Genomic DNA, 14007 nt, shown 5'->3' on the forward strand with positions numbered 1-14007 from the left:
TTGACTCTTATTTCTTTTTTCTTGTAACCATTAAATATAGGAATAATTCTTATTATAAATCTCAAATCTATAATATTTTATCAATTCTTTTTATTTCAAAAACTTATGATTGGTTTTATTATTAAGAAACATTATCACTTCACTCCTTATTCATCTAAATTAAGAGTGAAGTGATATTTTTAATTAAAAATTATGGTTGATAATAAATATCAGCATCATTACCTTCTCCGCCTTCTTTACCATCTGCACCAAATGAATATAAATCGAATGAGCGTCCATCACGGCCTGGAATGACATACTGTAAATCATTTTCCCAACTGTCTTTTGGATAACCACCTTTCACATAACCACCAGGCAACCAATTTTTTGCAGATGCAGGCTGATTCACTAAAGCATCTAAACCACCATCTTGCATTGATGGATATCGACCATTGTCCAACTTATATTGATCTAATGCTCCAGCCACGCCTTTTAAAGTAATTTGTGTGGTATCCACTTTTGCTTTTTCACCACGCCCCATCACATTCGGAACGATCAACGCAGCAAGTACACCAAGAATTACAATAACAACCATCACTTCGATGAGCGTAAATCCTGAGGCACGCTTCATTCGAGCAACGCTCGACCGCGCCGCTATGCTTTGAGTGCAAGTATTCAAGCTTTGTTCAACATTGTGCTTATTCATTGAATTATTCATATTCATCTCTTTCATGTCACTCATTAGATCATATTGTTCATATTAATAATTGGCAACATTACCGCAATCACAATCACCAACACAATTGCTGCCATAAAAATCAACATTAAAGGTTCAAGTAATGCCAACAAGGTGGAGATAAATGTGGTGACCTCTCGATCTTGCATGGTTGATGCCCGATCCAACATTCGATCTAACTCACCAGAAGCTTCACCACTGCGAATCATTTGTACCATCATTGGTGGGAAATAGCCGCAACGCTCTAGTTGTGTTGCTAGATTCCCCCCTTCGGTGACACGTTCCATCGCCACAGTAATTGCATCACGAATTACCCAGTTATTACTCACCTCTGCGCCGATACGTAAAGCCTCAACCAGAGGAACACCAGAACGCGTCAAAATAGACAGAGTACTGGCAAACCGTGCTGCATTTATACCACGTGAAAGTTTACCAAATAGTGGCAATCTGAGCGTTAATCGGTCAAATGCATAATGACCCGCTGTCGTTCTTAAGAAACGGGTAAATAGAACCACGGCAACAAACCCAATGATTAACATCGCCACCCATGCCTGCTTAATAAAGGCGCTGGCTTTCATCAGGGCAACAGTAATCCAAGGCAAGGCTTCTTTGCTTTGCTCAAATGTTTTCACAATTTCGGGGACAACATAGGTCATCAGCCCCATAACAATTGCAAAGGACATCAGCATCAAGATAATCGGGTAAATCATTGCACCCTGAATTTTCTTTTGCATGGCAAAACGATTTTCAGTGTAATCTGAAAGCTGATCTAAAATCAGATCCAAATGCCCTGATCGCTCACCAGCGGCGACCGTGGCAATATAAAGCTCAGGAAAACGACCTGATTGCTGCATCCCTTGTGCCAGCGAATGCCCTTCTAACACCTTTGAGCGCACTGAGATCAATAGATTTTGGACATGTGATTTTTCACTCTGTTTGCTAACCGCACGCAATGCCTCTTCTAATGGAATACCCGCCGCCACTAAAACAGAAAGTTGCCGTGTCATCAAAGCCAGATCATAAGCACTAAAACCTTTTCTAAACCATGAGCGATGTTGTTGTTTGTCTTTTTGCTCAACGGCATCGACCGCGATTGGCGTCCATGCTTTATCTCGTAACTGTTGACGAATTTGACGTGCAGAATCTCCTTCAAGCACACCTTTATGTTGCTTTCCAGAAGCATCAATAGCAGTAAATTGATAAGCTGGCATGGTTCTGTTCTAATTGTCCCAAAATAGTTGTCGTTACTGTTGCATCCATATGCTGGAATCATTCATATTCATTTATACATAACGCTCAGCACTTTAGCATAATTATATGACATACAGTCATGCCATTTTACACGTGAATGAAACCAATATGCCTAGCGAAAATTCTAACGCCATTTTGTACCGTATTCGAGTTGCCCTACCCGTATATGTGTATGACACGTTTGACTATACGGTCAGTGCCGAACAGTATCAACAAGCACAGATTGGAGCGCGTGTTGCAGTGTCGTTCGGACGACAAAATCTCGTAGGTATCATTGTTGAAAAAATTGATCCTAATCAAGTTTTCACAGGTCAATTTAAACTGAAAGCAATTACTGAATTACTTGATAAAGAAGCAATATTAGATCAACACGTTTTAACTTTGATGACATGGTCTGCTCAGTATTATCAATTCCCAATTGGCGAAGTGATGCAAAGTGCCCTCCCCACACTACTCAGACAAGGGCGTGCATTAGACATTTTATTTCATCTGTGGAAAATCGTGCCAAATGATGATCCGAATGCATTATTGAAACGCTCTCCAAAACAATATGAGGCGTATCAAATCTTAAAAATACATCCTCATGGCACCACTGAAAATGTCTTGAACCTCAGTGGTGTTGAAACTGCAACACTGAAAGCTTTAGAAAAGAAAGGGTTGGTTGAGTGTTGTCTGGAACCACATGATTTTAGCCCCACACCTGTACAATTGGCGCAAGTACCACTCACAGCCAATGAGGATCAAAAAAGAGCGATTCAACAAATCCTCAAAGAGCAGCATCATTACCAAGCATTTTTACTGGATGGCTTAACAGGCAGTGGCAAAACTGAAGTTTATCTGCAAGTCATGCATGAAGTATTAAAGCAGGGTAAGCAGGTGTTGGTACTGGTTCCAGAAATCGGCCTTACCCCTCAAACTGTCGCTCGCTTTAAATCACGTTTTCATTGTGATATTGCTTTATTACATTCAGGTTTAAATGACTCGAAGCGCTTACAAGCATGGCAACACGCACAAACAGGAAAAGCTTCGATTGTGATCGGGACTCGTTCTGCGATCTACACGCCGCTTCCTCATCTCGGACTGATTATCCTCGATGAAGAGCATGATCTTTCTTATAAACAGCAAGAAGGCTTTCGTTATCATACCCGTGATGTAGCGCTCTACAGAGGATACTTACAACATTGTCCTGTGATTCTTGGATCTGCAACACCGAGTATCGATAGCTATCATCTGGTCGAGTCAGGCAAACTACATCTACTGGAACTCAATCAACGTGCTGGCGTCGCTGTCCTGCCTAAAATGCATGTGATTGATTTAAAAATTGCCAAGAAAAAACATGGTATCAGCCAAAATTTAATTGAGCAAATCAAACTCACCTTAGAACGCAAAGAACAAGTGTTGATCTTTCTCAACCGTCGGGGTTATGCACCGATTCTGATGTGTGAAAGTTGTGGTTGGCAAGCCAATTGCCCCCATTGTGATGCGCATTTCACCCTTCATTCTCAGCCTTATCATTATTTACATTGTCATCATTGCGGCACCATCAATCGCCTCCCCGATCATTGCCCAGCATGCCAAAAACAAAGTTTAAAAACGATTGGCGCTGGAACGGCAAAACTTGAAGAGCATTTACAAGAGTTATTTCCTCACAATGAAGTGATTCGAGTTGATCGTGACAGTACTAGCCGTGTCGGAAGTTGGCAGAAAATTTATGACCGTATCCAACAAAATAAACCGAGTATTTTATTGGGCACACAAATGCTTGCTAAAGGACATCATTTCCCACATGTAACTTTGGTGGCTATTTTAGATATTGACGCTGGTTTACTGAGCGTGGATATCCGCGCCCCTGAACGTACCGCACAATTAATAGTACAAGTGGCCGGACGCGCTGGACGAGGCGAACATAAAGGGAATGTCTATTTACAAAGTCTTCGCCCTGATCATCCTATGCTCACCACATTAATTGAACATGACTATCGTACGGTTGCTAAACAAATGCTGGCTGAGCGTAAACTTGCAATGCTCCCTCCGTATCGTTATACAGTATTGGTACGTGTTGAATCGAAAGATCGAGAATATAGCCAGAACTTTTTGGCGGATATTGCGCAACAACTGAGAACAATGGCTGGCGATTTAGTTGATATTTGGGGGCCAATTCCCGCACCGATGGAACGTAAAGCTGGACGTTATCGTGCCCACATGGTGATTTTGTCGGCCGATCGCGCCAAACTGCATTTTTATTTGCGTCAATGGTGGCAACAAGTGGTACATTTACCTCGTCAGCACCAACTCAGGCTATCCATCGATGTTGATCCACAAGAGTTTAGTTAGTCTAATTCCATATGCAAAACAGAAAAGTTTGAGGCAATAGATGTCCTTACTGCTATCCATCATTTTTTTACTAACTGCGGCTTTAATTATTGTCCCACTCACAAAACGATATACCTCAAATACTGTTTTGGGTTATCTAATTGCTGGGCTTTTACTCGGCTCAAGTGGCTTTGCACTGATCACAGATACCCAATTTATTACTCAAATTACCGAATTAGGCATGCTCTTGCTGATGTTCTTTCTCGGCTTAGCATTTCGCCCAATCCAGCTGTGGATACAACGCTATACTATTTTAAAAAACAGCGACTTAAGTTTACTGACCATCAGTTTTATTTTAACCAGTATTTGTTTTTTCCTCTTTAATGATTTTGCCAGCAGTATCGTTCTTGGTGTAGCGCTTGCACTTTCCGCTGTAACCTTGGTTCAACAATTGCTTCATCACCAACAAAAATCAAATAGCACACTTGGACAATCCATTTTAAGTGCTATACAGATGCAAGTATTTGTAGCGATATTATTTATTGTCTTGTTTCCTGTGTGGGATGATACAGCAACAACACGACATGGTATCGCGTATTTTGCAGCCATCATTGCAACAGTTTCAGGACTGTTCTTAGCCAGTCGTTTTCTGATACGACCTGCGTTTCGCTATTTAGCCAAGCGCAATAGTATTGAACTTATTCCTGTATTAGGTCTTGTAACAATCCTCTCTATTATTGTCATCATGGATATTTTAAATATTCATATTTTAATTGGCGTATTTTTAGCAGGATTATTACTCGCAGATACTGAATTCAACACTGAAGTTGAACGTATTGTTCATCCATATAAAGATATAGCGCTAGGACTCTTGTTCCTTGCAATCGGCTTAAATCTTTCATTACAGCCCCTATTCGAAACACCACTTTTGATTTTGGGATCAATCTTTTCTTTAGTATTGATCAAAACTGTGGTCATCGCAGCGATCAGCTATTATCACCAGCGCCACAAACAACTCAGCCTTCTTTCTGCCACTGCCCTTGCTCAGAGTGGCGAGTTGAGTTTTATCCTGTTGAATATTGCTGTCGCAGAACAAATTCTTGCTCAACCGATTTTTGAATCTGCGCTATGGGTGATCTTTGGCTCGATGCTTCTGACGCCTCTAGTTTTCTGGTTGGTGAATAACAAACGACTACCAATATTGCATAAGAAAATGGCAGCACAGACACCAGATATTCCCCAACATCCAATTTTGATTGTTGGATTTGGTCGTTTTGGTCAAGTGGTTGCGCGTGCCTTACATGCACAAGGTCTACACTTGAGTGTGATTGATAGCAATCAACCCGATGCTGATTTTATTGAGCAATATGGACATCGCTTTTTTGATGCAGATGTCACTCAGGTCGAAAACCTACGAGCAGCAGGGATCGAATATTGTAAATTGCTGATCCTTGCGATTGATGATGTTGAAGACAGCATGAATCTGGCGCGTCACCTCCGTCTAAACTATCCTTATTTAGTCTTATTTGTTCGGGCACGTGATCGTCATCATGCGCACTTATTAAAAGATATGGGGATTCAGCATATCTGGCGTGAAACCTATGCCTCATCCTTGAGCATGGCGCAACTGGCTTTGACAGAGACAGGTCTTTCAAGTGAAGAAGCTAAAGCCCAAATCGAACAATTTCAAAGCCATGATCAGCGATTATTTGATTTACGCTATTCGACTGGTGATGATTTTGACTCAATTGAAGCTTATCCGAGTGTAATCGCAGAGTTGGAATATTTATTTGAAAATACAAAAACTTTAAATACTGATCGAATGAGCAATGAACAAAACCAACAAAGTGATGCAAATTCACCGCATGGAACAACTTGAGTTTTCGTAAAATGACACCATTATTGAATGGATAACCGTTCACCATCGTATAAGCTTTCAAGGCAAAGCACCGCTTTGTTTTCCTCATTTGAGGAGCTGGAGAAAAAAATGTCTGATTTACGCCAACGCTTTTTTATTGAAGATAGTCCTATTCGCGGTGAAATAGTTCATTTGGAAGAAGCACTACAAACCATTTTGGCGAAACGTGAATATATGCCTGCGGTACAAAGCTTATTAGGTGAAATGTTAAGTGCAACAGCTTTACTTGCAAGCACCTTGAAGATCCAAGGGCGTATTAGCTTACAAATTCAAGCAACTGGTACGTTCAAATGGGCAATGGCTGAGTGTAACCATTTAGGTGAAGTCCGTGCTTTGGCTGATTATGAAGAAGATCCTCGTTTCGCTGAAGGTACTGATAGTCGCACTGTGCTTGCATCATTAACCAATCCTGTTCTGTTCATTAATATTGAACCTGAACATGGCGAGCGTTATCAAGGTATTGTTCCACTTGATCAACCAACTTTGGCAGGTTGTTTAATACAATACTATGATTTATCAGCACAAATCCCAACTCATATTGTGCTAGCTACCAATAGTCAACGTTCAGGTGGTTTATTGATTCAACTACTTCCTCGTAATGAAGAGGAACAAGAGTTCGTTGACGAAGATTTATGGCCACGTTTAACTATGCTCACTGAGACCTTAAAACCTGAAGAGTTAACCGACCTGTCAGCCAATGAAATTCTTTATCGTTTGTATAATGAGGAAGAAGTGCGTTTACCAGAGGCCGAGCAATTAAAGTTTGGTTGCACCTGTTCTAGAGAGCGTTGTGCCAATGCTTTGATTCAAATTGGTGTAGCGGCAGTACATGAATCCCTTGAAATCCAAAACCCAATTCAAATGGATTGCCAATGCTGTAACACACGTTATGAGTTTACCGCTGAAGAAGCTTTAGGCTTGTTTGGTGAGCATTTGAGTTAATTAGTATTAGCTTAAATTAATGTTTTTAAAGTTGGTTACCCATTCAAATATAATCATGTGGTAACCATCTTTCAAATTTTATACTTTTTCCATTCAACAATATTTTAAAATTATTTTTTTCTGTTCTGCTCGATCAAACAAAGAAAATAGTCTTGTAAACAACCATCTAACACTTCATCCCCATTTTTTAGATTAAACTCATCATCAGCTTCACCTAAATCACTAGTACCATCAAGCACGCCCAAAAAAGTTGAAATAGTATCAACCATAATTTGATGAATTATTTCAAAGAAAACTTCTTTATTATCCTCAGGCAAAGAATCAAATAATGATTGTGCCTTTAGCCAGTATGGATCTTTTACATCCTCTATTTTTGTATTAAAAAATAATTTCTTATAAAGAAGTAAATTTTCATCGACAATATATTCGTTTATTTTCTCTGCAAATTCTTGAGAATTCATTTGATAACCTACTTTTAAATTACATTTAAAATGTTTGGGATGACCCTTATGCTGTGAAGTATAAAGGTTCTTGCTGAAACAATATCAACACACATCCCCTCTGTTTTTTCCTGCTTAATCGTCAAATAATAGAATGAAAAGTAATAGATTATGACGATAAACAATGACAAAGAATTACTACGAAGAACTAGGCGTGACCCGCGATGCCTCAGCAGATGAAATCAAAAAAGCCTATCGCAAACTCGCACGCAAATATCATCCCGACATCAGCAAAGAAGCAGATGCCGAAGAGAAGATGCAAGCGATCAATGTCGCCTATGACACCTTAAGCAATGCTGATAAAAAAGCTGAATATGACCAGATGCTGGATCATCCACAGGGTTTTTCTGGTTTTGGACAACGAACAGGTGGATTCAACCAAGGTTCAAGTGGATTTGATGGCTCTCAATTTTATCGTCAAAGCTCAGGCGATGGTGCCGACTTTAGCGGTTTTGAAGATCTATTTGGTCGCTTCGGTGCTGGATTTGGTGGCGGTCAACAACGCTCACAACGTCAGCAACGCAGTTATCGGGGTGAAGATCAACACGCCTCAATTCAAGTGGATATAAGTATTGCTTATCAAGGTTCTACACAGCAAATTACCTTACAGATTCCAACCTATAATGTTTATGGTGAACCTGAAATTCAGCGCAAGACATTAGAAGTCAAAATCCCTAAAGGAATGAAAGAAGGTCAACAAATTCGCCTCACAGGTCAAGGACAAAGTGGAATCAATGGCGGTGAAAATGGCGACTTATATATTGAGATTCAATACAAAGATACAGACAGAATGATGTGTGCTGAATTAGCAGGAGACTTTCACTTGGGAGATTCTAGGCAGCTAACCGATAAAAGTCTTCTGCCATTTGATTTGGTGTCTTAAAATCCAAGCCTTTTTGAATTCTTCGCTGATTATAAAATAACTCTATATATTTTGTAATATCCGCTTTGGCTTCTTCCCTTGTTTTGTAGTTGCGATGATGGACTAGTTCATTTTTGAGTATGCCCCAGAAACTCTCTATCGGTGCATTATCGAAGCAGTCGCCTTTTTTGCTCATTGAACCCTGAAAATCAAATTTCTCAAGTAAGTTTCGATATTCATTACTGCAATATTGGCTGCCTCTGTCTGAATGTACAATGAGATCTTTAGCAGGTTTCTGATTGCGAATAGCCATATTCAATGCATCACAAACAAGCTTGGCTGTCATGCGCTCATTTAAGCTATAGCCAACAACCTGTTTCGTGTAAAGATCTTTGACAGCTGCCAAGTACAACCAGCCCTCAGCCGTCCAAATGTAGGTAATGTCACTCGACCACGCAAGATTAGGCTTCGTCATTGAAAACTGTTGCTTGAGTAAATTGTCATAAATAGAACGGTTGTGATCACTGTCCGTGGTTCTTTTGAAACGCTTATGGCGCTTACAATACAACTGATTTGATTTTTTTATTTGGCGCACAGCATACATACTTATTTTGATACTTTGCGCTTGTAAATGCTTGGTTAATCGAACATAGCCATAGCTTTGTTTGGTTTCTTCATGGGCTATTTTGACCAAAATTGTCTGCTGATTTCGCTGAATTGATCTTTTACTCATGCCTCGCTTTAGCCAATCATAAAAGCGAGAAACGGATACACGAAGTAATCGAGCCATTAAAATAATCGGAAATAAGTGGCTTTGCGATTTCATATAGGCGTACCTCACTGACTTTCTTTGGCAAAGTACGCTGCTGCCTTTTTTAAAAATTCACGTTCCATTTCAGCTGTTTTGAGCTGTTGTTTAAGCTTCTTATTTTCTTCGAGTAAGGCGTTTAGATCGGGCGAATACTGTTTTGTGCCTGCTAAAGTTCCAGCCTTTGCTTTGTTATTCCAGTTCGAAAGGGTTTGCATTGAAATGCCAAGTTGTCTAGCGGATTCCGATACATTACCTTGGTTCTCTTCAATGGCTTTTATGGCTTCAGCTTTAAATTCTGCGGTGTAAGTCTTCTGTTTCTTGCTCATGGTAAACTCCTAATGAGTATGTATAGTTTACCAAGTTAAACCCTCCTGTTTTTTAAGCACACATCAGAATCCGCGTCGAAGGTGCTGACGTTTATCAAACCATTGATGTTGCACCTTGGGAAGCGGGCTTAGGTCAAAGCATCGAAGTCAGTACCCCTGCGGGTCAGCTCAAAGTCAATTTACCGAAAAATGCAAAAAATGGTCAACAACTTCGTCTAAAAGACAAAGGAATTCCCAGCAAAACCGCAGGTAACCTTTATTTGATCATTAATATTGTTTTACCAGCTGCACAGAGTGAACAAGAACAACAAGCTTATCAACAATTCGCTGAAGCGTTCTCTTCATTCAAAGCTCGTACCTCATAAGGAGCAAGATCATGACAACTATTCAATACAAAGAAATTCAATATGACGGTCATTGCCAAGTTGAAATCGTTGATGAACAATTGGCACTTGATCTTGAACATTTCGCAGAAGCATGCGGTCAAAGTACTGAATGGGTACTCAAATTGATTGATTACGATATTTTGCAAATCACAGTTGAGCCGCAAAATTATCAATTCATCGGTGAAGATGTTGCCCGTGCTCGTCGAGCATATCGCTTACAACGTGATTTCGATGCGAGCTTATCAGCAGTTGCTGTCATGCTGGATTTGATTGATGAAGTACAACAATTGCGTAAACAGCTCAAACATTTTCATTGAACAAAAGAAAATGACTGAGCTTAGATAAGCTATTTCAGCTTAGTCATTTTCTCCACTTCTTTGAGAGTTTGTTTAATAGGTTCATAATCCAAGAACCACAATAAATTAATATTACGTTGCTTGTGCTGCTGCGCCAGCAAATCAATCACACTACGCTCGCCTCGTCCAACTAAATGCTGTTGATAGAAATAGTACAACAGCAATATGGTGGTCATCAGCATCACGCCCAGCATAATCCAAAATCCAACAGGTGATTTTAATCCAGGAATAAACTCAAAGTTCATTCCATAAATCCCCGTCAATAAGGTTAATGGTGCAAATACAGCCGTGATAATCGCCAAAATACGCATATTTTCATTGGTCTGATTTGCCGTTGCAGAAAAATGCAAATCAATTGCTGATTGAATCGCATTTCGCAACCGAAGCGTATGCTTTTGCACACGCTCAATATGACTCATCAAATCATTTAGGCGAACCAAAAGAATATCTTGCGTTTTGTATTTTCGTTCACCCACAACATGATGATAGTTATCAACCAACTCATCTCGAAACTCCTGCAAAGTTTCGATTTGTTCCTCACATAAGTTTTCGATTTGCTGAAACGCCATATCTTCATGAAACAACTGATGCCACTGTTTAAAACGACGATTTCCCTGTAATAGTTGTTGCTGCCAATATTCAACACGACGAGTTAACGGCGTACGTAGATTCAGATAACCATCAATCATGCTATTGAGTAATCGTAAACACAAATCAGCTGGAGTACTCGGTAATTTACGAGGCTTGTTTTGTTCTAAAATCGCCCGCTCCATGACCATTTGTAACCGTTGAACATAGTTTTCAACTGCCATATTCCCTTGTTCACGAACACTCACCAATATTCGTGGCGTCAAGATAAAACTCATTGGGGTTGTTGCAAGACCAAATACACTCTCATGTACATCTAGCACAGGATCATTTTCATAAATCTGATCATCCGCACTAATCAGCTTACGAAAGACTAATAAATCATATTCTTCGACGGTATCAAAAGCACATGGATGCTCAATATTCAACAAATCTCGCATATGAAATTCATTCAAGACAATGCCTGTCTGCTCGTAAATATTGTTTTGCCAAGTCTCTGAGTGATTCACTAAATCTTGCCTTAAGCTATCCACCCATAGAAATTCAAGCGTATGCTGTTGTTGTTCTTGTACGCTCATAAAAATTGTATTTTCACTATTGTGGCGATAGAAATAATAAAGCTGCATAGTGCTCATATTTAGGTTGAAATTAAAAATATCATGCCATAAAAAAGTCCGCACGAAGCGGACTTTTTGTATTTCAAACAGTGATTAAGCTTGTTCGATGTCTTTCATCGTTAACTTGATACGACCACGGTTATCCACATCAGCAACCTGTACTTTCAACTCCTGACCTTCTTTCAATACGTCAGTCACATTTGCAATACGCTCATTCGAAATTTGCGAAATGTGAAGTAAACCATCAGTACCTGGCATGATATTAACGAACGCACCAAATTCAACGATACGAATCACTTTACCATCGTAAATCTTACCTGGTTCAACTTCTGCAGTCAGTGCTTGGATTTTTGCAATCGCAGCACGAGCAGCAGCTTTAGTTTCACCAAATACGCGAACTGTACCATTGTCTTCGATATCAATCGCAGCTTTAGTTTCTTCTGTAATAGCACGAATGGTAGCACCACCTTTACCAATCACATCACGAATCTTATCTGGATTAATATTAATCACTTCGAAAGTCGGCGCATTTGCGCTGATCTCTGCACGCGCACGCGAAATCACTTTATTCATTTCATTCAGGATGTGCATACGACCAGCAAATGCTTGGTTTAATGCAACTTCCATAATTTCTTCAGTGATCCCTTCGATCTTGATGTCCATTTGAAGCGCAGTAATACCGTTTGCAGAACCTGCGACTTTAAAGTCCATATCACCTAAATGATCTTCATCACCCAAGATGTCAGAAAGAACTGCGAAACGTTCGCCTTCTTTCACTAAGCCCATCGCAATACCCGCAACTGGTGCTTTTAGTGGAACACCAGCATCCATCAGTGATAATGAAGCACCACATACAGAAGCCATTGAAGATGAACCGTTAGATTCAGTAATGTCAGATACGATACGAATCACATACGGGAAGCGGTCAGCCGCAGGAAGAACTGCTTGAACGCCACGGCGCGCTAAACGACCATGACCGATTTCACGACGCTTAGGACCTGATTCACGACCTGTTTCACCTACAGAGTATGCAGGGAAGTTGTAGTGCAACATGAAGTTGTCAGTTTTAGTACCAGCAAGGGTATCTACCATCAATGCATCACGTGTGTTACCCAAAGTTGTTGTTACCAACGCCTGAGTTTCACCGCGTGTGAATAATGCAGAACCGTGTGCACGATCTAATACACCTACTTGAACGTCGATACCACGAACAGTTTTAGTATCACGACCATCAATACGTGGCTTACCTGATAGGATATTGTCACGCACAGTACGGTATTTGAGGTCTTCGAATAGTTCGTTTACTTCGTCAGCAATACCCGTTTCGTCATTTTCAGGAACGAACTGAGCAACAGCTTCTGCATAAAGCGCATCTAGTGCCGCATAACGATCTTGTTTTACTGCAATGGTATATGCTTCAGAAATCTTCGCTTCGAACGCAGTTTTCAATTGCTCAAGCAACGCTTCATTTTTAGCTGGGGCAACCCAATCAGACTCTTTTGCACCTGCAGCGGCAGCAAACTCTTTAATTGCTTGAATCGCAATTTGCATTTCGTCATGACCGAAAAGCACAGCACCCAACATTTGGTCTTCTGAAAGTTCTTTCGCTTCAGACTCAACCATTAATACTGCTGACTCTGTACCTGCAACTACGAGGTCAAGATCAGACTGTGCAAGTTGTTCAAAGTTCGGGTTTAAAACATATTCGCCATTGATCAAACCAACACGCGCACCACCGATTGGACCACGGAAAGGTGTGCCAGCAATAGACAATGCTGCAGAAGTACCAAGCATCGCTGCGATGTCAGCATCCATGGTCTTGTCTGAAGAAACCACAGTTGCAGTCACTTGGATTTCGTTGAAGTAACCTTCTGGGAACAACGGACGAATTGGACGGTCAATTAGACGTGAGATTAAGGTTTCAGCTTCAGAAGCACGGCCTTCACGTTTGCCGTAACCACCTGGGATACGACCAGCAGCATATTGTTTTTCTTGATAGTTAACAGTAAGTGGGAAGAAATCTTGACCCGCTTTTGCTTTAGGTTGCGCAACAACTGCGACTAAAACAGTTACACCACCCATCGTGACTAAAACTGTATTTGCTTGACGTGCAACGCGACCCGTTTCTAAAACAACTTGGTGTTGACCAAATTGAAATTCTTTACGAATGATATTAAACATAGACATGTATTGTATTTTCCTAGTTTTAATTCTAGTGAGACCCCTAAGGTTTGGCATTCAGACTACAACGATTATAGATAAATGACAAAGCTTAGAAGCCATCACACTAGACCAAAATTTAAAAAAGTTAAACGCAAAGAAGGAGCGAACAAGCGCCCCTTCTAAAAATCATCTAATGTGAATTAGATGAAACTCTCTTTTCAGCGATAAAGCATAGCAACATGCGAAATACCGAAAACAA

10 protein-coding genes and 2 pseudogenes are annotated in these 14007 nt (G+C 40.3%); 6 read left to right on the forward strand and 6 right to left on the reverse strand.

The features are described 5' to 3' along the window. Positions 1–190: 190 nt before the first annotated feature. The gene (gspG, locus tag F927_RS08875) at positions 191–721 is read right to left on the reverse strand and encodes a type II secretion system major pseudopilin GspG (protein WP_005083774.1); all 531 of its coding nucleotides are present in this window, start codon (positions 719–721) and stop codon (positions 191–193) included. After that, the gene (gene gspF, locus F927_RS08880) at positions 721–1926 is read right to left on the reverse strand and encodes a type II secretion system inner membrane protein GspF (RefSeq protein WP_005083777.1); all 1206 of its coding nucleotides are present in this window, start codon (positions 1924–1926) and stop codon (positions 721–723) included. Before gspF ends, gspG begins: the two co-directional genes overlap by 1 nt. Positions 1927–2074: 148 nt before the next feature. On the opposite strand from gspF, the gene F927_RS08885 reads away from it, so the two are divergent. From F927_RS08885 to hslO, 3 genes are all read left to right on the forward strand, one after another. Beyond that, positions 2075–4300 carry a primosomal protein N' gene (locus tag F927_RS08885; RefSeq protein WP_017394557.1) on the forward strand — a complete coding sequence of 742 codons (2226 nt, stop codon included), beginning with the start codon at positions 2075–2077 and terminating at the stop codon, positions 4298–4300. Positions 4301–4340: 40 nt separating this feature from the next. Beyond that, positions 4341–6158, forward strand: a complete 1818-nt coding sequence (locus F927_RS08890; protein WP_005083781.1) for a cation:proton antiporter domain-containing protein — start codon at positions 4341–4343, stop codon at positions 6156–6158. 108 nt (positions 6159–6266) lie between these two features. Next, the gene (hslO, locus tag F927_RS08895; RefSeq protein ID WP_005083783.1) at positions 6267–7139 is read left to right on the forward strand and encodes an Hsp33 family molecular chaperone HslO; all 873 of its coding nucleotides are present in this window, start codon (positions 6267–6269) and stop codon (positions 7137–7139) included. A gap of 110 nt (positions 7140–7249) precedes the next feature. On the opposite strand, the gene F927_RS08900 is transcribed toward hslO, so the two are convergent. Next, positions 7250–7600: a hypothetical protein gene (locus tag F927_RS08900; RefSeq protein WP_005083785.1), complete on the reverse strand. Its 351-nt coding sequence runs from the start codon at positions 7598–7600 to the stop codon at positions 7250–7252. A 163-nt stretch (positions 7601–7763) separates the two neighbouring features. Here F927_RS08900 and F927_RS08905 point away from each other — a divergent pair. Next, positions 7764–8432 (forward strand): annotated as a pseudogene (locus tag F927_RS08905) (DnaJ domain-containing protein); the annotation flags it as partial. A 40-nt stretch (positions 8433–8472) separates the two neighbouring features. Here F927_RS08905 and F927_RS08910 read toward each other — a convergent pair. Beyond that, a protein-coding gene (locus F927_RS08910; RefSeq protein ID WP_100223926.1) for an IS3 family transposase occupies positions 8473–9638 on the reverse strand; the annotation gives its coding sequence in 2 pieces (ribosomal slippage) (positions 8473–9380 and positions 9380–9638; 1167 coding nt in all). 65 nt (positions 9639–9703) lie between these two features. Between F927_RS08910 and F927_RS16845 the strand changes: the two are divergent. Together F927_RS16845 and F927_RS08920 are read left to right on the forward strand one after the other, a co-directional pair. Beyond that, positions 9704–10003: pseudogene (locus F927_RS16845) on the forward strand (DnaJ C-terminal domain-containing protein); the annotation flags it as partial. A gap of 11 nt (positions 10004–10014) precedes the next feature. Continuing rightward, positions 10015–10341: a chaperone modulator CbpM gene (locus tag F927_RS08920; RefSeq protein WP_004637727.1), complete on the forward strand. Its 327-nt coding sequence runs from the start codon at positions 10015–10017 to the stop codon at positions 10339–10341. Between the two features lie 29 nt (positions 10342–10370). On the opposite strand, the gene F927_RS08925 is transcribed toward F927_RS08920, so the two are convergent. Then, positions 10371–11594: a magnesium transporter CorA family protein gene (locus tag F927_RS08925; RefSeq protein WP_005083789.1), complete on the reverse strand. Its 1224-nt coding sequence runs from the start codon at positions 11592–11594 to the stop codon at positions 10371–10373. An 84-nt stretch (positions 11595–11678) separates the two neighbouring features. Beyond that, entirely contained in the window at positions 11679–13766 is a 2088-nt protein-coding gene (gene pnp / locus F927_RS08930) for a polyribonucleotide nucleotidyltransferase (RefSeq protein ID WP_171055766.1), read from the reverse strand. Positions 13767–14007 lie beyond the last annotated feature (241 nt).

The sequence above is a fragment of the Acinetobacter haemolyticus CIP 64.3 = MTCC 9819 genome, from assembly GCF_000369065.1.
Lineage (GTDB): Bacteria > Pseudomonadota > Gammaproteobacteria > Pseudomonadales > Moraxellaceae > Acinetobacter > Acinetobacter haemolyticus.

Bases quoted from the DNA above. Each gene is read 5' to 3' on its own strand.
- F927_RS08925 (WP_005083789.1), bottom strand. From the start codon at position 11,594: ATGCAGCTTTATTATTTCTATCGCCACAATAGTGAAAATACAATTTTT.
- F927_RS08920 (WP_004637727.1), top strand. From the start codon at position 10,015: ATGACAACTATTCAATACAAAGAAATTCAATATGACGGTCATTGCCAA.
- F927_RS08885 (WP_017394557.1), top strand. From the start codon at position 2,075: ATGCCTAGCGAAAATTCTAACGCCATTTTGTACCGTATTCGAGTTGCC.
- hslO (WP_005083783.1), top strand. From the start codon at position 6,267: ATGTCTGATTTACGCCAACGCTTTTTTATTGAAGATAGTCCTATTCGC.
- F927_RS08900 (WP_005083785.1), bottom strand. From the start codon at position 7,600: ATGAATTCTCAAGAATTTGCAGAGAAAATAAACGAATATATTGTCGAT.
- gspG (WP_005083774.1), bottom strand. From the start codon at position 721: ATGAGTGACATGAAAGAGATGAATATGAATAATTCAATGAATAAGCAC.
- pnp (WP_171055766.1), bottom strand. From the start codon at position 13,766: ATGTTTAATATCATTCGTAAAGAATTTCAATTTGGTCAACACCAAGTT.
- gspF (WP_005083777.1), bottom strand. From the start codon at position 1,926: ATGCCAGCTTATCAATTTACTGCTATTGATGCTTCTGGAAAGCAACAT.
- F927_RS08890 (WP_005083781.1), top strand. From the start codon at position 4,341: ATGTCCTTACTGCTATCCATCATTTTTTTACTAACTGCGGCTTTAATT.